Genomic DNA, 22,116 nt, shown 5'->3' with positions numbered 1-22,116 from the left:
ACGGTCAGACGATCTTCCGCTGGCCCTCGTACTCGAGGTACTCGATCTCGTCGTCGGGCGAGAGGTCCTCGCCCTCGGGGATGCGCATCGTGAACGTCTGGTAGGTCTCTAAGTCCATAATCTGGGCGTCGTCGTCGGTCACGGAGACGACCTGCCCCTGCTTGCGCTCGATGATCGGCACCCACACCTTCGCGTCGACCGGCTGGCTCAGCGAGCGCTTCTTCTCGTCGAAGACCCCCTTCCCCTCGACCCGGGCCTTCGCGCTCCCGTGTTTGCCGGGTTTCGCGGTGCTGTAGGCGTTGATCTTGCACGGCGAGTCCTCCATCATCACGTAGCTGCCTTCCTGCAGATCGCGGACCTGCTTCTGCTCTTTCGGCATACCTCCGGATTGTCGTGTGTCAGGTATAAACGGTTTGGAAACGCGCCGTCCGCGTGTGTGACGGGCTACGCGACCGAACGGGCCGACCGCCGCGATCAGATCTCGTCGGGATCGCCGTCCGAGGGGCTCGGGTTCGAGGTGCCGTCCGCCGACTGCGTCCGGTCGTCCTCCCGCCGCGCGACGCTGCCGAGGGCGCCGGCCGCGACGTTCGGGAGGCTCGCGCTGAGGAGGATCATCGCCGTCGCCTCGCCGGGCGTGTTCAGGAGCGGAAGCAGATACTCGATCGGGAACGGCAGCGGCGCGTCGGCGATGACGGAGAGCGCGACCAGCCCCGGAATGAGGACGATTCCCCACGCCATCGCCGTCAGAAGGCCGTGCCACGCTCCGTCGTCAAGCCGCCCGCTGGCGAGGTAGCCCGCGAGCGCACTGCCGGCCAGGCCCCCAACGAGCGTCACGCGGCCGGTACCGAGAAAGACGAGCGTCTCACTACAGGCCGCGAGTGCGAACCCGGCCGCGACGGCTCGCCACCGTGTCATACCCGTCGCTCGTTTCTCTCCCTGCATAAACGTACGTATCAAATATTCAACCGTGATAACAGTAGCTGGACCGCAGACGCTCATATCGGGCCGCAGCCGCCCCGATTACTCGCGACGGTCGCGCATACTCTGTCTGGTGAACTGCGGTTTCGCCCGGATACCGCGTTTCCGCCGGAACGACCGGTAGAGTGCGAAAAGCGGCGGCAGCGTCAGCACCGCGGCGACGGCCGCCGGCAGAACGCTCGTTCCCTCGAACGCGTAGAGGATCGCCGTCGACAGCGCGCCGACGGCGACGAAGAGGCCGTAGACGATCCGCCGTGCGAGCCGGTCGAGGACGTCGTTTTCGTCCTCAAGCCGAACGTTGACAGAGAGGTTCCCGTTCTCCACCCGGTCGAGCGTGCGGTTCAGTTTCGGCGGGACCTCGAAGAGGGCCCGCGAGGTCTGCTGGAGTTGTTGTCCGCCCTCCTGGATCAGCTGTCGCGCGGTCTCCTCGTAGTACCCCTCTTCCTGCAGATAGTCGGTCGCGACCGAGATGAAATCGAAGTCGGGATCCAGCGTCACACACACGCCCTCGACGACGGTGGCGACCCGGAGGATCAAAGCGAGGTTCCGGGGGAGCCGCAGCGGGAACTCGTAGATCGTCGACTCGACCTGCTCGATGATCTGCTGGACGCGGTACTGTTCGATGTCCTCCCCGCGGGCGTCGGCGATGGCCAGTTCCATCACGTCGCCCATCACCTGCCGGTCGGCGCTCGGCGAGAGCGTCCCCATCTCGATGAGGGTATCCAGGATGGCGTCGATATCCTGGTTGGCGACGGCGAGGTAGAAGTCGATGATCTTGTCCTGGATGAACGAGTCGACCGTCCCGGACATCCCGAAGTCGTAGAAGATGATCTTCCCGCCGTCGGTCACCGCGAGGTTGCCCGGATGCGGGTCAGCGTGAAAGACGCCATCGTCGACGATCATCTGCAGATAAACCCGCTGGAGCGTCGTCGCGAGTTCCGTGCGGTCGATCCCTTTCCGGTCGAGGGTCTCGATGTCGTTGATTTTCGTCCCCGGGAGATACTCCATCGTGAGCACCCGCGGGCCCGAGCGGTCGTCGATCGGTTCCGGGATGAGGATGCGCTCGTTGTCCGCGAAGTTCGCTTTGATCTCCTGGAGGATCCGCTTTTCGCGGCTGTAGTCCATCTCCTGGCGGATCGTCTTCGCGAACTCGTCGGAGAGGTTTTCAAGCGAGAAGGCCCGACCCTGGCCGATGAACCGGCGGACGATCGGCAGCGACCAGCGGACCACCCGCAGGTCGGCCTCGACGAGCGCTTCGATCCCCGGCCGGCGGACCTTCACCGCGACGGGGTCACCCTCGTATTCCGCGGTGTACACTTGGCCGAGGCTCGCGCCGCTGATCGGGTCGCGGTCGAAGTCGTCGAACGCCTCGTCGACCGGCCCGAGTTCGTCCTCGATGACCACCTGGGATTCGTCCCAGGGCGCCGGCGGGACGTCGTCCTGGAGGCTCGACAGCACGTCGACGTACTCCGGCGGGAGGATGTCCGGCCGGGTCGACAGCAACTGCCCCAGCTTGATGAACGTCGGTCCGAGCGTCAAAAGCGTCTCGAGAAGCATCTCCGCCCGTTCGAGTTGCGTCTCGGTGCCGACGCTTCGGCCGCCGCCGAAGAGGATGTACTTCCGGCGGTCCCGCGTGTACGCGACGATCAGCGGGAAGAACTGTCGGATAACGACCAGAAACCGCCAGTACGCGCGGAGGTTCACTTGCGTGACCACCCGGCGGTTACTCGTCCTCGCCGGCCGACGAGATCGGAATCGTCTGATCGGGCGCGGACCCGCGCTTCGGCACGCGGACGGTGAACACGCCGCGATCGACCTCGGCGGACGCGCCGGCACCGGTCGCATCCGGCGGCAGCGGGAGTTCGGCGTCGACGAACAGGGGCCGGTCCTCCTCGACGTAGTGGAACTCCGCCGGGACGTCCTTCTCCCGCCGGGCCTCGACGACGAGTCGCCCGCGTTCGACTTTGAGGTCGGCAGTATCGGCCGTCACGCCGGGGAGGTCGAGGACGATCAGATACGCCTCCTCGGATTCGAGTAGATCGGCGAACACCGACTCCGGTAGTTCCTGAAGCGCATCCCGCAGTGCAGACATACATACTGGTACGGGCGGCGGATCGAAAAAGGCCGCGGTTGAACCGTCCGAGATTGGCCACAAGAGATACAATGCGCTGTTCTTCAGGCCGACGATCCGTCCCGGAGTTCATAGATTCCGGCGAAGGAAAGCGCCACTGATAATGATTACTCTCGTCTCTTCCCGCCGAACGCCGCCAACGGGGGTGGCGATCGGCGGTAAAAAGTGAGAGTAATCATTATGGACGAGGCGGGCCGTGCCGCGGCTCTTTTTGTACTCGCGCGCCACCGTCCGGTATGGACTCCCCGGACGCAGACGAGACACCACCCGATCGGCGAACGGCCGGTTTCAAAGACCGGACGCGTATCGACGCGGCCCGCCGCCGGGTTCTCGACGCGGCAACGCCACACAAACGCATAGAACGACTCTCACTCGTCCCCGCGGACGGCCGGGCGCTCGCGGAAGCGGTCACCTCCCAGCGGGCCGTCCCGGACTACAGGCGGGCGGCGATGGACGGGTGGGCGGTCCGCGCCGAGGACACCTTCGGCGCTTCGGACCGCTCGCCGGGAATCCTCCGCGTCGCCGACGACGAACCCAGTTCGTCCCCCGAGACGGCCGTCGGCCCCGAGCGCGCGGTCCGCGTCCACACCGGGAGCGAACTGCCGGATGGCGCGGACGCCGTCGTGATGATCGAACACGTCGAGCGCGTCGGCGAGGAACTGGAGGTGTTCGACGCCGTGACCGACGGAGAGAACGTCGCGCCGGTCGGCGAGGACGTCGCCGAGGGCCAGCTGCTGTTCGAGCCGGGTCACCGCCTCCGCCCGTCGGATCTCGGGCTCCTGAAGTCGGTCGGGATCGACCGCGTGCAGGTGTACGAGCGCCCGACGGTCGGCGTGATCCCGACCGGCGAGGAACTGGTCCAGTCCGACCCCGCGCCGGGCGAGGTGATCGAGACGAACGGGCTCACCGTCTCCCGACTCGTCGAGCGCTGGGGCGGCGTCCCGACCTACCGCAACGTCGTCACCGACGACGAGTCGGCGCTCCGGGCGGCGATCCAGCGAGACCTGACGAAGGATATCGTCGTCACGACCGGCGGCTCCTCCGTCGGCGCCCGCGACCTCCTCCCGGAGGTCGTCGACGACCTCGGCGAGGTGTTGGTCCACGGCGTCGCGCTCAAGCCGGGGCACCCGGTCGCTCTCGGCATCGTCGAGGAGACGCCCGTCGTGATGCTGCCGGGGTATCCGGTCGCGGCGATCGTCAACGCCGTCCAGTTCCTCCGGCCGCTCGTGAAACACATCGGCCATCTGCCGGACGACCCGCCGCCGACCACGACGGCGCGCCTCGATCAGAAGATCCCGAGCGAACCCGGTGTCCGGACCTTCGCCCGGGTCAAAGTGGCTGACGGGGCGGCCGGGTCCGACGACGATAGCGAGCGCGACGACGACGGGAGCGCCCGGGAGGACGAAGAATCGGACTCCCTCCCGACCGCGACACCGACTCGCGCGTCCGGGTCGGGCGTGCTCTCCTCGGTCGCGCTGGCCGACGGCTGGGTGGCCGTGCCCGAGGACCGTGAGGGGTACGACGCGGGCGAACGCGTCGCGGTCGAACGCTGGGAGTGGTCGGCGTGAGCGACCGAAAGCAGTTCCGCGACCTCGTCGCTCCCGAGGTCGCACGCGAGACCATCGCGTCACTGGACCTCACGCCCGAACCGGAAACCGTCCGACTCGCCGACGCGCGGGGCCGCGTCCTCGCCGAGCGGATCGACGCCGACCTCGACGTGCCGGGGTTCGACCGCGCGAGCGTCGACGGCTACGCCGTCCGCGGGCGAGACACCTTCGGCGCCGACGAGGCCGACCCGATCGAACTGGATCTGGTCGGCGCGGTCCACGCGGGCGTCGAACCCGACGTCGTAGTCGGGGACGGCGAGGCGGTCGAGATCTCGACCGGCGCGGTGATGCCGGACGGAGCTGACGCCGTCGTGATGGTCGAACGCACCGAGACGCGCTCGGCGGGGGGCGAAGGGAGCGATGAGAGCACGGCTGAGGTCGTCGCGGCGCGCACCGCAGTCGCCCCCGGCGACAACGTGATGCTCGCCGGCACGGACGTCGCGGCGGGTGCCCGCGCGCTCGGTCCGGGGACGCGACTGACACCGCGGGAGATCGGGCTGCTCTCTGCGCTCGGGATCGACGAGATCCCGGTCCGCGGGCGGCCGACGGTCGGGATCGTCTCCACCGGCGACGAACTCGTCCGACCGGGAGAAAAACTCCACAGCGAGCGCGGCGAGATCTACGACGTCAACAGCTACACCATCGCCGCAGGCGTCGAAGAGGCGGGCGGAGAGGCGAAACTCTATCCCCACGCTGGCGACGACTACGACGAGATGGAGCGGCTCCTCCTGACGGCGGCCGAGGAGTGCGACCTGGTCCTCTCCTCGGGGTCGACCTCCGCGTCGGCGGTCGACGTCATCTACCGCGTCATCGAGGAGCGCGGCGAACTGCTCCTGCACGGTGTCGCGGTCAAGCCCGGCAAGCCGATGCTCGTCGGCGAACTCGGGGCGAGCGCCTACATCGGACTGCCGGGCTACCCCGTCTCCGCGCTCACCATCTTCCGCACGTTCGTCGCGCCCCCGATCCGCGAGGCCGCCGGGCTCCCGGAGCCGGAGTCCGCGACCGTCAGCGGGCGGATGGCCGTCCGCGAGCGCTACGGCGAGGGACGACTCCGACTGATGCCGGCGGGGCTCGTGACGGACGCCGACGGCGAGATGCTGGTGTATCCGGTCGACAAGGGCTCCGGCGCGACGACCTCCCTCGTCGAGGCCGACGGCGTCGTCGCGGTCGATCCCGACACCGAGTACCTCGATCAGGGCGAGACTGTCGAGGTGCAACTGTTCTCCCCGGACGTCCGCGCGCCGACTCTGCTTGCCGTCGGCGAGGACGACCCCGCGCTCTCGCGACTGCTGGATCGCCTCGAGAACCCCCGGTTCCTGCCGGTGGGGAGTCGCGAGGGGCTGCGCCGCCTCGGTGGCGGCGTCCCGGACGTTGCCGTCGTCGCCGGCCCGGTCGAGCGCGACGTCCAGAGCGTCGACCTCGGCGGCTGGACGCGCGAGTGGGGGCTTGTCGTCCCGGAGGGCAACCCTGACGGCGTCGAGGGGCTCTCGGACCTGGTCGACCGCGACCTCGCCTTCCTCAATCGCGGCCGTGACGCCGGGCTCCGCCGAAGTCTCGACGTGGCGCTCGACGATCTCGCGGCCGACCGCGACGTCGAACGCCGCGATCTCACGGAGTCGATCCGCGGCTTCGAGGTGGGAACGAAGGGGTTCGAGAGCCCCGCCCGGGCGGTCGCCCGCGGCGAGGCCGACGCCGGACTCGGGCTCCGGGCCACGGCCGCCGAACTGGGACTCGGATTCGTCCAGGTCGGGACCGAGTCGGTCCGGGTCCGCGCGAACCCCGACCGCGCGGCGAAGGCCGGCGTCGAAGAGTTCGCCGCGGTGCTCGGCACGGCAGCGGACGTCTTCGACGGGCTCGCAGGCTACGAACAGGAGCAAAACCAGGACTGAACCGGCCGAAATCGGGTGAGGACGGTTACCTGACGCTACCGCCGTCGGCAGCGACGTTGTGGCCGCTCGGGCCCAGGGGCAGTTCGTCGAACGAGGAGACGCGGTGATCCGCGAGGACGCAGTGCCCGCGCCGCTGCGGCGAGTGTCGTTCCACGTGGATCCCGTCCAGGCCGGCGTTCCAGGCGGCGCCGACGTCGCTCGCGCCGTCGCCCGCGAGGACGCCCCGACCGGGAGCGTCGGGGTCGAGACCGAGCCCGTCGATCGCTTGTCGGACCGGCTCGGGATCCGGCTTCCAGCCGAGTTCGGGCGTGCAGGTGACGAACGCGTCGAACCAGTCGCCGACCTCTAATCGATCGACGACCGGTTCCGCGAGGAACGCCTGGCAGTGGGTGACGACGCCGACAGGCACGTCCGCGGCGACCAGATCGGAAACCAGCGCCGCGGCGTCGTCGTGGAGGAACGTCGCTTCCGCGCGGGCCTGCGGGTCCTCGATGTCGTGGAACGCGGGCCAGAAGGTCCCGGGGTCGATCCCCCACGCGCGGAGCTGGGCGTCGCGCGCCCCGCCGAGGCCGTGCCAGAGTACCTCGGCCTCGCGGTCGGTGAACTCCCGGCCGAGTCGCTCGCCGACCCGATCGAAGGTCTCGCGGGTGTAGGCCCACTCGACGTCGACGAGCGTCCCGTCGAGGTCGAACAGCCAGAAGTCATAGGAGTCCATCGGAGAGACACGTACGCGCGGCCACCGTAAGTGGGTTTCGGCGGGACCGGCCTCAGTGCGGGATGCTCCGGTATGGGCCCGTTTCCGGTCAGTATTCGGCGTTGAACAGGTTCGCGAGTCGGATGTCCTTCTCGGTGATCCCGCCCTCCTCGTGGCTCGAGAGCCGGACTTCGACTTCCTCGTAGCGCACGATCATCGTCGGGTGGTGGAACTCCTCCTCTGCGACCTCGCCGGCCTGCGTGACGAAGGCGATCCCGCTCAGGTAGTCCTGGAACTCGTACGTGCGGGCGATCTCCTCGCCGTCGAGCGTCCACCCCTCGGGGACCTTCGATCGGATCTCGTCGTCGGACAGTAATTCGGCCATACTGGAGGGCTCGACCGCCGGGCGCATAATATTTCTCCCCGCCCCCGCCGCGGTGTCAGGCGCCCGGTACTCGTTCCGCTGTCTGTCTCAGTCCCAGTCTCGTCACTCGTGGTGTAGACAGAAAACACGCGATCCGGCGGGTGGAGGTCGCGCTCAGTCGTCGGAGACGCTCTCGAAGACGTGCTTCGGCACGTCCTCGCGGCCGCAGTCTGAGACGTCTTCGCCCCGCCGGTCGCCCGGTTCGGCCGCCTCCCCATCGCCGTCGGTCGCCGGGGCGGCGTCGCCGACGCTGTCGGGGTCGGCGATCGACTCCGCCACCGCCGAGAAGTTCTCGAACTCTGGGTCGAAAAGCGCCATCGCCGCCTGGATCGTCGACCAGTCGTCCTCGACGGCGGCCTCTCTGAGGCTCTTGGTCGGCGCCGAGAGCAACTGGCCGACGAGCGCGTCGGCCATCGACTCGACGACCTCGCGCTGCTCGTCGTTCAACTCGCCTTTCGCATCGAGTCGGGAGAGCGCGGTGTCGACCTCCCGGGATTTGATCCGCTCTGCGGATTCGTACATCGTGCTGATGACCGCGTCGGCCTGCCGCCGTTTGTAGTCCGCGAGCAGCCGTTCGAACTCCGCGTCGATCATCGCCTCGACCTCCTCGGCGGCGGCTTTGCGGGCCGCCTTCGTCTCCTCGGTCACCGATTCTAAGGCGTCCATATCGTGGACGACCGCATCCGCTACCGTCGCGGCCTCTGGGTGGACGTCACGCGGCTGTGCGAGGTCGATGACGACCGTCTCGCCGGCGGCGACGAGGTCGACCGGATCGAGCAGATACTCCGAGCGGCTCGTCGCGGTCACGACGAGGTCTGCGGACTCCAGGGCGTCCCGCAACGAGTCCAGCGAAACCGCCCGCGCGTCGGTCTCGACTGTCGTCGCGACGTGTTCCGCGTGCGGGACCGTCCGGTTTGCGACCACCAGTTCGTCGACGGCGGTATCCGCGAGCGCTTCCGCGGCGAGCGTTCCCATCTCGCCGGCGCCGACGACCAAGGCGGTCGCCCCTTCGAGGTCGAGTTCGGTCGACGCGAGTCGCGCGGCCGCCGATCCGATAGAGATCGCTCCCTCGTTGATCCGGGTCTCGGTCCGCGCGCGCTCGCCGACGTGGACGGCCTTCGTCAGCCCGGTCTCCAGCGTCGGGCCGAGCGCGCCGACGCCACGTGCGGTCTCGACCGCGCGCTTGAACTGGCCGAGGATCTGGTCCTCGCCGAGCACCAGCGATTCCAGCCCCGCGGCCACGCGCATCAGGTGCCGGAGGCTCTCCTCGTGGGTCATCTCGACGACCGCCTCGGGGCGGACGTCGGCGACGTACTCCGCCAGCGCGCGACGTCCGGCGTCCTCGCTCTCGGCGACGACGTAGGCCTCCGCGCGGTTGCACGTCTGGAGCGCGAAGGCCTCGCTGACTCCGTCGGTGTCGAGGAGCGATTCGACGAACGTCCGGACGTCCGCGGCGGCGACGGTCTCGATCTCGTCGACGCTCGCTTGCTCGTGCGACACACGGACCCCACGGATCACTCCTGCGTCCATCGGTCACCCCCCGTTGTGTTGCGTATCACGCGTGTCGCCTCTTGGCGGGGATTGGACGTCCCCGTACGTAAAGCCTTCCAAACCTCCGGGTCGCGAACCACCGCCCGAATTGCATCACGGCGCGTCGACGGACCGAGGTCTGCGGTTCGCAACTCGGCGCGGAGTTCACCCGAGAGCGCCGCCATCGCCTCCGCCCCCTCGATCTCCGCTTCGATCCGTTCGCGCAGATACTTCGCGAGCGCCGGGCTCCGGCCCCCCGTCGATATCGCGACGCGGACGTCGCCGTCGGCGACGGTTGCGGGGACGACCACGTCGGCGACGCCGTCGCCGGCCGCCTCGCTCGCGCCGCTGTCGACGCTATCGCTCGCGCTACTGTCGACGCTATCGCTCGCGCTGCTGTCGGCGCGGTTGACCAGCACGTCCCGCTCGCTGGCGGCATCGGCGATTGACTCGTTCACCGCGTCGTCGTCGGTGGCTGCAACGACGAGCGCCGGCGCGGCCCGCTCGATCCATCCTGCGATATCTTCGGGCGTCGGTCGCGCCCGAACCAGCTCCGCGCTCCCGAAGTCCTCGCCGTCGAACGCCGGACTGACGACGACGACGCGGGCCTCTGTCGCGAACCGGCGGGCCTTCCGCGCGCCGACAGGGCCGCCGCCGAAGACCAGCACCGTCTCGTCCGTGAAGTCGTGATACAGTGGGATCATCGGCCTCGCGTCGCCCCCGTCACTCCGTGTTGGCCGCGGCGCGCTCGTCGAGGCGGATCCCCGTCTTCTTCAGAATCGCAGTCGAGAACAGCGAGTCCCAGTCGTCGTCGCCGACTTCCCAGTACTGCGCCATCGTCTCGCGCACCTGCTCGATGCGGCGATCGCTCTCGGCCTCGGAGCGGCCGTGCGTCATCGCGAAGAAGTTGTACGGCCAGACGCCCTCGTGGCGCGGGCGCTCGTAACAGTGCGTCACGAAGGGGAGCGACGCCACCGCGGGACCGACCTCGTCGACGACGTCGTCGGGGACGTCCCAGACGGTCATCCCGTTCTCGGTGTAGCCGAGCGCGTAGTGGTTCGGAACGACGCCGACGCGGCGGATCTTCCCCTCGCGCTCGAAGCGCTTGATCGTCTCGACCACCCACGCGGGCTCGCGGCCGATCGCGTCGGCGACATCGGCGTACGGCGTCGCAGTGATCGGCAGGCCCCCCTGGATCTCGACGATCAGGTCGCGCTCGCCGGGCGTGAGCGTCCGCCGGTCTGTCGGGGTCACGTCGGGGCCGAGACCCGAGAGGTCGACGTCGCCGTCGGAAATCGGCCCGTCGAGGAGGAACTTCGCCTCGACACGGAACTCCTGCTGTTTGGGGAGGTTGTACGTTTCCTGGCCGGTCTCGGCCTCGATCTCGTCGAGGACGTCCCGGACCCGCTCGTCGTCGGCGATGCTGACGACGAACCACATATTGAGATGCGGATGTTCGCGCTCGTAGTTGTGCGCGACCTCGCGGTGGGCGTTGACCGTCTCGGCTACTTCCTCGAAGCGCTCCTCGGGGGCGTGCATCGCCACCAGCGTCGCCGTGCCGCCGATCTCCTCGGCGTTGACGAGCGCCCCGAACCGGCTCAGGGTGCCCGCCTCGTCGAGCGCCCGGACGCGTTCGAGTAGTTCTGTCGCCGATACGTCGATCCCGCGCTCTCGCAGTTCGGCCGCGGCCGGCTCGAAGGGCCGTTCGACGACGGGGAACCCCCCCTGGAAGGCGTTGACGACGGCGCGATCGAGTTCCGTCAGGGCCGCCGTCTCCGCGTCTGCCTCGCTCATACCGTCGAGTCGGGGTTCCGGGAGGATAAGCGTCTCGAAGGGCCGGATCGACCCTCGCCACGTGACTGCCTGCGACGCACCGCTACGCCGGATCCGGAGAGTGATCGGTCACGGCCCCGAGCGGGAGTTCGATCCGGACGCGGCTGCCGGTCTCGGCTGCGGGGAAGGTCAGCCGCCCGTGGGAGTTCTCGGCGATCCACTTCACCATCCAGAGACCGATCCCGCGGCCGTGCTGAAGCGGCGTCTCCTCGCCGGTCCGGAGCGCGCGCTTGTCGTCTTCCGGAATCGGCTCCCCGGGGTTACTGACTTCCAGAACCACCGCGCGGTCGCCCTCCCGTCTGTCGAGCGAAACCGTTACTACCGGCGGCGAACGGTCCTGGTGTCGGACGGCGTTTTCGAGCAGTTCGTCCACGCCCTCCCGGAGGTTCCGGTCGGCCAGGACCGTCGGCGAATCGGTGACCGACGTCGTGACGTCGACGGCGGGGAACTTCCGTCGGAGTTGCTCGACCGACGTGGAGACGACCGCCCCGAGGTCGATCGGTTCGAGTTCGTCGTCCGTCAGGGTCGCCTCGACGTATCGCGCCTTTTCGGAGGTCCGGGAGATCTTCTCGACGTACTCCCGTGCGATCTCGATCCGGCGTCGCTCCGCCTCGGTGAGTCGATCGGACTCTAACACCCCTTCGAGGTGGCCCAGGACGATGTTCGTCTCGTTTCTGATGTTGTGTCTGAGCGTCCGGTTGAGGACCTCGATCCGCTGCTCGCGGATGTCGAGATCTCGGCGCGCCTGCGAGAGGCTCCGTGCCTGCTCCAGCATCAGTCGGGCTTCCGACTGGGACGGTTCCGACTCCCGGAACTCCGAGGGCGGGACGTAGAAGGGGTTCTCACAGATCCGCCCGCGGTAGACGATCTGTTCGTGCGTCCACAGCGCCTTCCCGATCGACTCCTGGTCGAACCGGTCGAGACTGTACTGACAGAGGGTCGTGATCGGAAGCTCCGGCGCGTGGGCGTCGAACTGGGACTCGAAGTCGATGATGTGATCGAACGAGAGACTCGTGTGGAAACACCACGTGTTCTCCCCTGCGACGCTCAGCCCGTTGTACCCTGCATCGAGCGCTGCGCCCGTCGCGTCGTCGAGCGATTGGATCATCGAATCCGGGTCGAACTGCCCATTCAGATACACGTCGGCAGCGTCCTCGAGTTTGAGGTCGCCGTCGGCAAACCGCGTTTCGACGTCGATGTCGGCCATCCCCAACGCCAGCCTGACGTCGGCTTCGTCGTTGTCCTCGTACAGATAGAGAAACCGCCGCCCCCGCTGGAGTTCGTGCTTGGCGAAGGCTGCTGAGACGACGAGTTGCATCTCTCGGGAGTCGTAGAAGAGCGCGAGATGGCGACAGAGTTCCTGGCTGCGGAACTCCGAGAGGATCCGACTCGACTCGGGGACGCCCTCCGGATTCGGCTCTTCCCGTGTCGTCGTCTCAGGATCCATACGCAGTCACACTCACTGAAGCCGTATTTACCTTTGTTACTCAGATTCGAATGAATGCGATCGCCACCAGCGTCGTTGCGGTGGGAGATGGTGTCGTCGCCGGGAGCGTTCCGGCGGCACAGACCTCGGGACCGCTGGCCCGGATCGGGACGCGGAACAGCGCAGGACGCTACGGGACCGTCGTGACGTTGCCGACGCCGTCGAGCGCCGCCAGATCCTCGGCGAGTGCCGCCTGATCGGGACCGACCTCGTAGTAGAACACGGCGTCGAAGGTCCCCTCACGCAGGAGTTGCTGACACTCCCAGACGAACGCATCGTCCTCAAGGGTCAGCCCCTGGAACTGGTTCGATGCGAACTCGTCGGTGTCGTTGCCGGCGTAGATGTACGTCTCGCCCTTGTCGGCGTGGTCGGCGATGACCTCGTTCACGTCGACCGTGAGTTCCTGCAACTCCAGATCCTCATCGCTGGAGAGCGTGGTGTGGACGATGGCGCCGACGAGTTCGATCTCGCCGGGTTCCAAAAGGTGCAGCGTCCGTTGGTAGAGATCCTCGTCGAGTGTCTCGCTCATACCCGGATGTCGGCCGCGCCGGATAAACGGGTGGCGGTTTCCGCCAGCGACGAGGCGCCGGACGGAACGCTTTTTTCGCCGCGCCCCGCCGGTTCGCTATGGCTATCGGTGATCTCGCCGCAGTACCGGGAACGGACGACGTCTACTACGTCGACGTCGGAACCCACGGCGTGCCGCGGTACGGCACGGTGTATCTCCTCGATGCGGCCCAGCCGGCGCTCGTCGATACCGGAACGGGCCAGAACCGCGAACTGGTGTTCGATGCCCTCGACGAAGTCGGGATCGACCGCGAGGCGGTGCAGCATATCCTCCCGACGCACGTCCACCTCGATCACGCGGGCGGTGCGGGCTACGTCGCCGCTGCGTGCCCGAACGCGACGGTCCGGACCCACGAGATCGGCGTCCCCCATCTCGTCGATCCAGACCGGCTCGTCGCCGGGACGAAAGACGCCGTCGGCGAGCAGTGGGAGTTCTACGCCGATCCCGAGCCCGTCCCGGAAGACCGGATCGAGGGACTCGCCGACGGCGACGAGATCGATCTCGGCGACCGCACGCTGTCGGTGATCCACACGCCCGGCCACGCGCCGCATCAGACGGTCTTTCTGGATTCCGGCGACGATCTGCTCTTCACCGGCGACGCCGCGGGTATCTACGTCCCGGAGCGGGACACGATCCGGGAGACGTCGCCGCCGCCGCAGTTCGATCTGGAGGGCTGTCTCGCCGATGTCCGGACGATCGAGGACGTCGCGCCGGAGACGCTGTGTTTCGGACACTTCGGGCCGCGGGAGTACGAGCCCGAACTGCTCGAGGGGTACAAGCGGACCCTCGTCGAGTGGGTCGAGGCCGTGCGGGGGAAGCGGGCGGAACTCGGCGACGACGAGGCCGTGATCACCCACTTCGAGGACCACTCAGATATGGTCGAGATCTGGGGCGAGCGGAAGGCGCGCGCCGAGGACGGGCTGAACGTACGCGGCGTGTTGGCCGCGCTGGATCGGGCCGATAGCGACGACTGACGGGTCGGGGGGAGAGACGAGAAGACACGGACGACAGGCGCCGCTGCCGAGCGAGCGCAAAGAAAATGGGGTTCGTTCGTAAAGCCGGAGCGGAATCGGCTGCGTCCTCAGTCGTCGGCCGGGGCCGCGCCCTCGCCGCTGGAGACACCGGTGCCGGGGCCGACGTCGATACCGAGTTCGTCGAGCCGGTCGTCCGGGACGACGCCGTCGACCCAGCTACGCCGGTCGTAGTACTCTTCTTTCATCTCTTCGAGCTCACACAGCTCACCCTCGGAGCCGCCCTGTCCCGGGATCGCCTCCTCGTGGCCTTCCACGAAGCGCCCCGGCAGCGAGTCGTCCTCGCCGTCGAAGCCGGCGAGGTTGTTGTAGTAGCGTTCGAGGGTGTAGATGCGGTCGCCCGTCTCCATCAGTTCGTCCTCGCTGACGTCGAGCCCGGTCATCCCGTTGTACTGGTCGACGTACTCGTCGATGCCCTCCGCGAAGGCGTTGAACTTGCAGATGTCGAAGGAGTCGGAGATGGCGTGGAGGTCCTGGAAGAGCGCACACAGCTCGCCTTTGCCCTCCCACTCGGTCGGGTCGACCTTCTCCGGAATGCCCAGAATCTCCGCCGACGGCGTGTAGCCGCGGAGGTGACACGCGCCGCGGTTCGAGGTCGCGTAGCCGATGCCCATGCCCTTCATCGAGCGGGGATCGTACGCCGGGATGGTCTGGCCCTTGACGGCCAGGGAGTTGTCGTGGGCGTCGCGCGCTTCGGCGATGCGCCGGGCGCCCTTCGCGAGGAGCTCACCCAGCTCGGAGCTGTGGTGAGCGATCTCGTCGAGGAGGTCGATCATGTGCTCGGTGTCGCCCCACTCGAGGTCGTCGTCGAGGTCGTCGAGTTTGCCCTGCTCGGTCATCTCCATCGCCATCGCGAGCATATTGCCCGCCTCGATGGTGTCGATCCCGAGGTCGTTGCACTTGTTGATCATCACCGCGATGCTGTCGCGGTCGTCGTTCATCGAGTTCGGGCCGAGCGCGAACGCCGACTCGTACTCGTAGGACTCGCCGCGAACGTTCATCTCCTCGCCTTTGTGCTCGTAGGTGACCTCGGTCTCCTTCTTGCAGGCGACCGGACAGGAGTGACACGTCGGCTCGTCGACGAGGATGTTCTCGCGGACGTTCTCGCCGGAGACGTTCTCGGCGTCGATGTTGGGTGCGCTCGGGTCCTCGTCGGCCTCGGAGTGGGTGGAAGTGTACCGACCGTTCCGGGTCGGGAGCCCGTCCATCTCCTCGGTGAGGTTCATCAGCACGTTCGTGCCGTACATCGAGAGTCCGCCCTCGTTGGGCGCGGTGACGTCGGACTCGCGGATGAGCTGCATCGCCTGCTGGTAGCCCTCGGTGAACCGCTCGGGGTCCGCGGGCTTCGGCATCCGCGTGCCGGACTTCACGACGACCGCCTTCAGGTTCTTCGAGCCCATCACACAGCCGGTGCCGCCGCGGCCGGACGCGCGGTCGTCCTCGTTGACGATGCAGGCGTACTTGGTGCCGTTCTCGCCGCCCGGGCCGATCGCCATCGCCGAGAGGTTCTTGCCGAACGCGCCGTCGTGTTCTTCCTCGATCGCGTCCATCGTGTCGTGGACGCCGTTGCCCCACAGTTCCGAGGCGTCGCGGAGTTCGACCTCACCGTCCTCGACGTACGCGTAGACGGGGTCGTCGGCCTGTCCCTCGAACAGCAGGCCGTCGAAGCCCGCCCACTTGAGTCGGGCGCCCGACCAGCCGCCGTGGTGGGAATCGGTCACTGTCCCCGTGAGCGGGGATTTCGTACAGACCGCGATTCGTCCGCTCATCGGAGCCTGCGTGCCCGTGAGCGGGCCATTCATAAACGCGAGCAGGTTCTCCGGGCCCTCCGGATCGACGTCGGGACCCTGGTCGAACACGTATTTCACGCCGAGGCCGCGCCCACCGATGTACTTCTTCGCGTCCTCGTCGTCGATACTCTCGTATTGCACGTCGCCCTCCGTCAGGTCGATCCGTGCAACGTGGTCGTTGAATCCTCCCAGATCAGTCATAGTTAATATCCGTAGTTTACTACGGACTGAAATCAATTATGCGTTACCACGACTGAGTAATCAGAATAGGTTACGTCCGTCGGATCGTAACGGGTTTTCGAAACCGTCAATACGCGCGAATGACGCGTCGTCTCACAGCCCGACCGACAGCCGACGGAGATTTACCGGCCGGTGGGCTACATCGGGGCAATGAGCCGACCGAGCCCCGAGAGCTACGAGCGCGGGCGGGGGATGGACGCCCACAATCAGGTGATGCGGGAGATCAGAGCCGAGAAGGACAAACACTACGATCCACACGAGCCGACCCGGGTGTGGCTCGACGAGGACAACACCCCCGACGGGGTAGTCGACTCGCTGACGATCATCCTCAACACGGGCGGCTGCCGGTGGGCCCGCGCCGGCGGCTGTACGATGTGCGGCTACGTCGCAGAATCCGTCGAGGGCGGCAGCGTCACCCACGAGGCCCTGCTGGACCAGATCGACGTCTGTCTCGAACACGAAGCCGAAAACGCCGCGGAGCCGGCCGACCTGATCAAGATCTACACCTCCGGATCGTTCCTCGACGAGCGGGAGGTCGGCGCCGAGACGCGGGCTGCGATCGCCGAGACGTTCGCCGACCGCGAGCGGATCGTCGTCGAGTCGCTCCCGGACTTCGTCGACCGGGAGAAACTGGCCGACTTCACCGACGTCGGACTGTCGACGGACGTCGCGGTCGGACTGGAGACCGCGACCGACCGCGTCCGGCACGACTGCGTGAACAAGTACTTCGACTTCGCAGACTTCGAGGCGGCCTGCGAGGAGGTCGCCGAGGCCGACTTCGACGCCGAAGACGTCGACGCGGGCGTGAAGGCGTACCTCCTCCTGAAGCCGCCGTTCCTCTCCGAATCCGAGGCGGTGGAGGATATGATCTCGTCGGTCCGCCGGTGTGCCGCCGTCGAGGGCTGTCACACGGTCTCGATGAACCCGACGAACGTCCAGCGGTACACGATGGTCGACGAACTGTTCTTCCGGGGCGGCTACCGCCCGCCGTGGCTCTGGTCGGTCGCGCGGGTCCTCGAAGCGACGGCCGGCGTCGACGCCATCGTCGTCTCCGACCCCGTCGGCCACGGCTCCGACCGCGGCCCGCACAACTGCGGCGAGTGCGACGATAGAGTCCAAAAGGCGATCAAGGACTTCGACCGCCGGCAGGATCCCGCGGTCTTCGAGCAGGTCTCCTGTGAGTGTGAGGCCACCTGGGAGTACGTCCTCGACGAGGAGACGAGCTACGGGATGCCGCTCACGCGGTAGCGACCCCGTTCGGTTCGGAGAGGGAACGATTCGACGAGGATAGCCCTGCCAGTGACGAAGATGGCGTTGGCGAGGGGGATTTTGCTGACGAAGGTGACGTTGGCGAGGGGGATTTTGCTGCCGATGCGGCGTCTGCGGCGGGGTGCTATCACAGTTCACTACGAGTATATCTCCTCAGCGCGCCTCTGTAGGGGTAGTCAGACGACGCAGGCGCCCGAGGTTGTCGTATCGGAGGCGAGTGCGCGACGATTTGACGAAGGAGTTACAACAATGTCCACATTCGAGCACACGATCGAGATCCAAGCACCCGTCGAGACCGTCTTCGCCTTCGACACCGACCCGCACAACTGGACGCGGACGATGTCCAGCCTGCGCAACCTCGAAATCGTCGAGGAGATGGAGACAGGAGCCCGGATGCACGCCGTCTACAAGATTCTCGGGATCTCCCAGGACGTCGAGATGGAGATGAACATCGTCGAACCCAACGAGCACCTGCACATCTCGGTGGAAGGGTCCGGAATGGGTAGCGAGATCGACATCCACTACTCGGAGACCGACGCCGGGACGCAGATCGCCCACGGGGCGACCTACGAGTTCGGCGATTCGCTCCTCGACAGCGTCCTCGAACCGGTCGCGACGCGCTACACCAACCGCCAGTTCAGAATGCACCTGGAGAACACGAAAGACATCGTGGAAGCAGAAGCAGAGGCAGAAGTGGAAGCAGCAGCCGAAGCCGATGCACGCTCCGCGGCCTGAACCACGAGCCTCGGGCGTTCGCTACTGAGTTTCCCAGAACACGGGAAGCCCTGTTTTTCCGACGCAGTTTCGCTCTTCGAAAGGCAGTGAATCGAGTTTCCGAAGGCCGCAGTCCGCTCAGGCGAACGTCGATAGCACGCCCTGGCCGTCCACGCTCCGGCCGAGATCGGGGAGCGTCGCCCGCTCGGGATGCGGCATCATCACCGCGACGTGCTCGCGGTCGCCGAGGATGCCGGCGACGTTCCCCCGGGAGCCGTTGGGGTTCGCGTCGGCCGTGACGTTGCCGTCGGCGTCGCAGTAGCGGAAGATGATCCGATCCTCGGCGACGAGGTCGTCGTAGCGATCCTCGCCGATCTCGAAGCGACCCTCGCCGTGGGCGATCGGGATCTCGACGACGTCTCCCTCGTCGTAGGCGGCCGTCCACGGCGTGTCGGCGTTCTCGACGCGGAGGTGGACCGACTCACACTGGAAGCGCGCGCTCGCGTTCGTGGTGAACGCGCCCGGCGTCAGTTTCGCCTCACAGCCGATCTGGGCGCCGTTGCAGACGCCGAGAACGGGGACGCCATCGTCGGCGGCCTCGCGGACGTCCGCCATAATCGGCGAGTGGGCGGCCATCGCGCCCGCACGGAGGTAGTCTCCGTACGAGAAGCCGCCGGGGATCACAACCCCCTCGACGTCCGCCGGCAGGCCCTCCTCGTGCCAGACCCGTTCGGCATCGACGCCGACGTGGGCGAGCGCACGGACGGCGTCGCGGTCGCAGTTCGAGCCGCCGAAAGTGATGACAGCGACCGTCACGGCGATCGACCTCCGTGTCGTGCGACGACGGTCGGTGTCAGTGAAGCGACCGTCACGGCGATCGACCTCCGTGTCGTGCGACGACGGTCGGTGTCAGTGAAAGGACGCTCATCAGGCTTCTGCCACCTCGACGTCGTAATCGTGGATGGTCGGGTTCGCGAGCAGGCGTTCGGCCATCTCGTCGGCGCGGTCGGCGGCGGCCTCCGCCGAGGCGGCGTCGAGGTCGACCTCGAACTGGTCCGCCGAGCGGAGCGCATCCAGCTCGAACCCCAGCCGTTCGAGCGCGCGCTTCGTGGTCTCGGCTTCGGGGTCGAGCACGCCCCGTTTCAGGCGGACCGTCACCGTCGCGGTGTACGTCGTCATCGAATCGTAGTGCGCGGTCGTGTGTAAAAGACGTTTTGGACTGCTACGGGTATACACGAACGTGAGATTCCGTCGCGGCGGTTCCCGGCGTTGTCGGGGCCGTTACAGGCCCCGCACGCGGTCGACCGCCGCGTCGATGTCGGGCGCATCGAACCACGCCGTGCCGGTGTAGGCGTTCGTGCCCGACGCGTAGAGATCCGAGACGGCATCGAGGACGTCGCTGGGGAGCGGGTCGGGCGAGCGGTCGCAGAGGGATCGCCAGTCGGCGACGCCCGACTCGCGCGCTTCCGATTTGGCCGCGGCGACGGCCTCGACCCAGTCGGGATCCGTCCGCTTGTAGTACTGCCGGACGACCTCCTTCGAGACCTCCTGGCCGTCGTAGGAGAAGCGGTTCTCATCGAAGGTGCCGACGACGTCGGCGACTTTGACCGTCCCGTCGTGGAAGAGACACTCGATCTTGCCGTCCTCGTGGACGAATCCCTGCGCCGCCGCGCGGTCGTTCAGGACGTCGTTCACGGCGAGTGCGAGGTCCTCCAAGTCGTCGAGGTCGGCGGTCCCGGCGATCCGGTCGGCCTCGGGCCGGGCGAGATAGCGGTCCTGCTCCTCGTATTTCGTGGAGAACTCCACGACCGGCTCCGGAAGGTCGACGACCTGGTCGGGCCACTCGGCGATGTCGAGGCCGTACTCCGCGGGCGTGCCCCGGGAGCGGAGACTCGATCCCACCGGAACGGTGTTCCGGAAGACGATCTCCAGGGGGATCAGGTAGTTCTCTTCCGCCGCGTCGTGGTAGGCGTCGTAGTCGTACTCGTCGTCGCCGAGGTACGGGAGATCCGGCACCTGCGTGAGTTCGATCGCCATCTCGCGCGGGGGTTCGGTACACTCGCCGAGCGCGATCGGACCGCGGTCGTCTTCCTCGGCCGCACCGTCGCCGTCGCTTCCGTCCCCCTCACTCGGTGGATACACGCCGGCGTAGTGCGTTGGGATGTCGTTGTCGGCGAGTAACTCGAAGTTGTACGCGCCCATCGTACACAGCGACGCCCCCTTCCGCGGGACGTGATCGGGCATCTCCCCCCAGTCGAAGACGGAGTACTGGTCGGTGAAGACGAACCGTCCACGACCCAGTTCCGTGGCCGTCGGCTCCGTCCCGATGCGGAACTCTTTGACGCTGGTCATACGCCGAGTGGCGTCGCCGCGGCACAAGAAGGCTTCCACTCCCGCCGTTTGACACACCGGCCGCGAGATCGACCCAACCGGAAGCGACGGCTCCGGTACCGCCTCACTTTTTGTCGACGGCCGCCCTGTCGCCAGTATGCGCGAGCCAGTAGGGCCGGCCGACGACGGGTCCGTCCCCGACTTCGACTTTTCGGTCGTCCCCGAGACGGACCAGTCGTTCGAGAACGCGCTGGCGAAAGCCCGGGCGGAAGAACGGCTCACGGTCCCAGACGGGATCGAACTTCTGACCACGGGCACCGATCACGACGGGATCGATCCGGTTCGGAAGGAGGCGGTGCTCGAGGCCGCCGACAGACGCCGCGCGGCGGTCGTCGGCGAGGACGTGACGTTCGTCGCGAACCTGAACAACAACGTCACCACCGCCTGCAACACCGGCTGTCTGTTCTGCAATTTCAAGGACACCGCCCACCAGTTCGAGGCCGACCACGACGGCGAGCACGCCGGGTTCACGAAGACGCCCGCGGAGTCACGAACGATCGTCGAAGACGCCCTGGAGATGGGGATCTACGAGGTGACGTCGGTGTCGGGACTCCACCCGGCGTTCGCACTGAGCGACGAACACCACGAGATTCTGGCGGCCCACGACGACCCCGCCACCGACGTCGACTACAAACCGCCCGCCGTCTACGAGACCGATCCGGGAACCTACCTCGAACAGATGCGCGCGATGTCCGTCGGCGACGTCCACCTCCACTCGATGACGCCCGAAGAGGCCCAGCACGCCCGACGGGGGACCGAGTGGTCCTACGAGGACGTCTACCGCGAACTTGCGGCCGCCGGCCTCGACTCCGCGCCCGGAACCGCCGCGGAGATCCTCGTCGAAGAGGTCCGGGACGTCATCTGTCCCGGCAAGATCTCGACCAGAGAGTGGGTCGCGGCGATGGAAGGCGCGATCGCCGCCGGCCTCGACGTCACCGCGACGATGATGTACGGGCACGTCGAGAACGAGGCCCACCGCGTCGAGCACCTGAAGGTGCTCCGCGACCTCCAGGATCGAACGGGCGGGATCACCGAGTTCGTGCCGCTCTCCTTTGTCCACCAGAACACCCCCCTCTACGAGCGCGGCGTCGTCGCCGGCGGCGCGAGCGACGCCGAGGACGAACTGCTCGTGGCAGTCGCACGGCTCTTCCTCGACAACGTCGAGAACATCCAGTCCTCGTGGGTGAAGTTCGGAGACGAGAAGGGGCTGAAGCTGCTCAACTGCGGCGCGAACGACTTCATGGGGACGATCCTCTCCGAGGAGATCACCACGCGGGCCGGCGGCACCTACGGTGAGTTCCGCTCCTTTTCGGACTACGTCGAGATGCTGTCGGCGATCGGCCGGCCGCCGGTCGAGCGCTCGACGGACTACCGCAAACGACGGCGGGTCGATCCCGACGATCCTCCACACGGGCCGCGGCTCGGCCCGCGCGCCGACGGGACGCCGCTGCTCGATGAGGCCGAACGCGGATCGAGGCCCGCGGCGAGCGCCGACGACTGATTCCGGCGAAAGACGGGCGCTTCCCCGCCGAGAGTTTCGG

The 22,116-nt window shown here is 67.4% G+C and carries 21 protein-coding genes; 6 read left to right on the top strand and 15 right to left on the bottom strand.

Annotated elements, in window-relative coordinates; all coding sequences use genetic code 11:
- Positions 1–4: 4 nt before the first annotated feature.
- The 4 genes from RJT48_RS11635 to RJT48_RS11620 all read right to left on the bottom strand — a co-directional run bounded on the left by RJT48_RS11635 (position 5) and on the right by RJT48_RS11620 (position 3,070).
- Positions 5–379: a translation initiation factor IF-5A gene (locus tag RJT48_RS11635; RefSeq protein ID WP_311172452.1), complete on the bottom strand. Its 375-nt coding sequence runs from the start codon at positions 377–379 to the stop codon at positions 5–7.
- A gap of 95 nt (positions 380–474) precedes the next feature.
- Complete coding sequence (locus RJT48_RS11630; RefSeq protein WP_311172451.1) at positions 475–915, bottom strand: DUF5518 domain-containing protein; 441 nt, start codon at positions 913–915, stop codon at positions 475–477.
- 105 nt (positions 916–1,020) lie between these two features.
- Positions 1,021–2,694, bottom strand: a complete 1,674-nt coding sequence (locus tag RJT48_RS11625; protein ID WP_311172450.1) for an ABC1 kinase family protein — start codon at positions 2,692–2,694, stop codon at positions 1,021–1,023.
- Positions 2,695–2,701: 7 nt separating this feature from the next.
- Positions 2,702–3,070, bottom strand: a complete 369-nt coding sequence (locus RJT48_RS11620; RefSeq protein WP_311172449.1) for an Hsp20/alpha crystallin family protein — start codon at positions 3,068–3,070, stop codon at positions 2,702–2,704.
- Positions 3,071–3,345: 275 nt separating this feature from the next.
- Between RJT48_RS11620 and RJT48_RS11615 the strand changes: the two genes are divergently transcribed.
- Both RJT48_RS11615 and RJT48_RS11610 read left to right on the top strand, forming a co-directional pair.
- Entirely contained in the window at positions 3,346–4,677 is a 1,332-nt protein-coding gene (locus tag RJT48_RS11615; protein ID WP_311172448.1) for a molybdopterin molybdotransferase MoeA, read from the top strand.
- Positions 4,674–6,605, top strand: a complete 1,932-nt coding sequence (locus RJT48_RS11610) for a molybdopterin biosynthesis protein (protein ID WP_311172447.1) — start codon at positions 4,674–4,676, stop codon at positions 6,603–6,605. The genes RJT48_RS11615 and RJT48_RS11610 overlap by 4 nt, the downstream gene beginning before the upstream one ends.
- Before the next feature lie 25 nt (positions 6,606–6,630).
- Here the strand turns inward: RJT48_RS11610 and RJT48_RS11605 are convergent, their stop codons facing one another.
- The 7 genes from RJT48_RS11605 to RJT48_RS11575 form a co-directional block, all read right to left on the bottom strand.
- Positions 6,631–7,320 carry an HAD family hydrolase gene (locus RJT48_RS11605; RefSeq protein WP_311172446.1) on the bottom strand — a complete coding sequence of 230 codons (690 nt, stop codon included), beginning with the start codon at positions 7,318–7,320 and terminating at the stop codon, positions 6,631–6,633.
- Between the two features lie 88 nt (positions 7,321–7,408).
- Positions 7,409–7,684 carry a 4a-hydroxytetrahydrobiopterin dehydratase gene (locus RJT48_RS11600; protein WP_311172445.1) on the bottom strand — a complete coding sequence of 92 codons (276 nt, stop codon included), beginning with the start codon at positions 7,682–7,684 and terminating at the stop codon, positions 7,409–7,411.
- A 153-nt stretch (positions 7,685–7,837) separates the two neighbouring features.
- Positions 7,838–9,253, bottom strand: a complete 1,416-nt coding sequence (hemA, locus tag RJT48_RS11595) for a glutamyl-tRNA reductase (RefSeq protein WP_311172444.1) — start codon at positions 9,251–9,253, stop codon at positions 7,838–7,840.
- The gene (locus RJT48_RS11590) at positions 9,238–9,957 is read right to left on the bottom strand and encodes a precorrin-2 dehydrogenase/sirohydrochlorin ferrochelatase family protein (protein WP_311172443.1); all 720 of its coding nucleotides are present in this window, start codon (positions 9,955–9,957) and stop codon (positions 9,238–9,240) included. Before RJT48_RS11590 ends, hemA begins: the two co-directional genes overlap by 16 nt.
- Before the next feature lie 19 nt (positions 9,958–9,976).
- Positions 9,977–11,047 (bottom strand): siroheme decarboxylase subunit beta, encoded by a 1,071-nt coding sequence (ahbB, locus tag RJT48_RS11585; protein ID WP_311172442.1) that lies wholly within the window; start codon positions 11,045–11,047, stop codon positions 9,977–9,979.
- Between the two features lie 82 nt (positions 11,048–11,129).
- Positions 11,130–12,533, bottom strand: coding sequence for an MEDS domain-containing protein (locus RJT48_RS11580; RefSeq protein ID WP_311172441.1), 1,404 nt, complete (start codon positions 12,531–12,533; stop codon positions 11,130–11,132).
- Between the two features lie 169 nt (positions 12,534–12,702).
- Positions 12,703–13,101, bottom strand: coding sequence for a DUF5778 family protein (locus RJT48_RS11575; RefSeq protein ID WP_311172440.1), 399 nt, complete (start codon positions 13,099–13,101; stop codon positions 12,703–12,705).
- Between the two features lie 98 nt (positions 13,102–13,199).
- On the opposite strand from RJT48_RS11575, the gene RJT48_RS11570 reads away from it, so the two are divergent.
- Complete coding sequence (locus RJT48_RS11570; protein WP_311172439.1) at positions 13,200–14,114, top strand: MBL fold metallo-hydrolase; 915 nt, start codon at positions 13,200–13,202, stop codon at positions 14,112–14,114.
- A gap of 107 nt (positions 14,115–14,221) precedes the next feature.
- Here RJT48_RS11570 and RJT48_RS11565 read toward each other — a convergent pair whose 3' ends face one another.
- A complete protein-coding gene (locus RJT48_RS11565; RefSeq protein ID WP_311172438.1) occupies positions 14,222–16,162 on the bottom strand; it encodes an aldehyde ferredoxin oxidoreductase family protein in 1,941 nt (646 codons plus the stop codon).
- 189 nt (positions 16,163–16,351) lie between these two features.
- Between RJT48_RS11565 and RJT48_RS11560 the strand changes: the two genes are divergently transcribed.
- Both RJT48_RS11560 and RJT48_RS11555 read left to right on the top strand, forming a co-directional pair.
- Positions 16,352–17,449: an archaeosine biosynthesis radical SAM protein RaSEA gene (locus RJT48_RS11560; RefSeq protein WP_311172437.1), complete on the top strand. Its 1,098-nt coding sequence runs from the start codon at positions 16,352–16,354 to the stop codon at positions 17,447–17,449.
- A gap of 270 nt (positions 17,450–17,719) precedes the next feature.
- Entirely contained in the window at positions 17,720–18,205 is a 486-nt protein-coding gene (locus tag RJT48_RS11555; RefSeq protein ID WP_311172436.1) for an SRPBCC family protein, read from the top strand.
- Positions 18,206–18,322: 117 nt separating this feature from the next.
- On the opposite strand, the gene purQ is transcribed toward RJT48_RS11555, so the two are convergent.
- The 3 genes from purQ to RJT48_RS11540 form a co-directional block, all read right to left on the bottom strand.
- Positions 18,323–19,000 carry a phosphoribosylformylglycinamidine synthase I gene (purQ, locus tag RJT48_RS11550; protein ID WP_311172435.1) on the bottom strand — a complete coding sequence of 226 codons (678 nt, stop codon included), beginning with the start codon at positions 18,998–19,000 and terminating at the stop codon, positions 18,323–18,325.
- A 111-nt stretch (positions 19,001–19,111) separates the two neighbouring features.
- On the bottom strand, positions 19,112–19,363 hold the full coding sequence (gene purS / locus RJT48_RS11545) for a phosphoribosylformylglycinamidine synthase subunit PurS (RefSeq protein ID WP_311172434.1): 252 nt from the start codon (positions 19,361–19,363) through the stop codon (positions 19,112–19,114).
- Between the two features lie 102 nt (positions 19,364–19,465).
- Positions 19,466–20,536, bottom strand: coding sequence for a phosphoribosylaminoimidazolesuccinocarboxamide synthase (locus RJT48_RS11540; RefSeq protein ID WP_311172433.1), 1,071 nt, complete (start codon positions 20,534–20,536; stop codon positions 19,466–19,468).
- 136 nt (positions 20,537–20,672) lie between these two features.
- Between RJT48_RS11540 and cofH the strand changes: the two genes are divergently transcribed.
- Positions 20,673–22,076, top strand: coding sequence for a 7,8-didemethyl-8-hydroxy-5-deazariboflavin synthase subunit CofH (gene cofH / locus RJT48_RS11535; protein WP_311172432.1), 1,404 nt, complete (start codon positions 20,673–20,675; stop codon positions 22,074–22,076).
- Positions 22,077–22,116: the final 40 nt, after the last annotated feature.

It is taken from the genome of Halobellus ordinarius (assembly GCF_031823395.1).
In the GTDB taxonomy this organism is placed as follows: domain Archaea; phylum Halobacteriota; class Halobacteria; order Halobacteriales; family Haloferacaceae; genus Haloquadratum; species Haloquadratum ordinarius.
The sequence above is the reverse complement of the archived record's forward strand: the minus strand, read 5'-3'. Positions and strand labels throughout refer to the sequence as shown.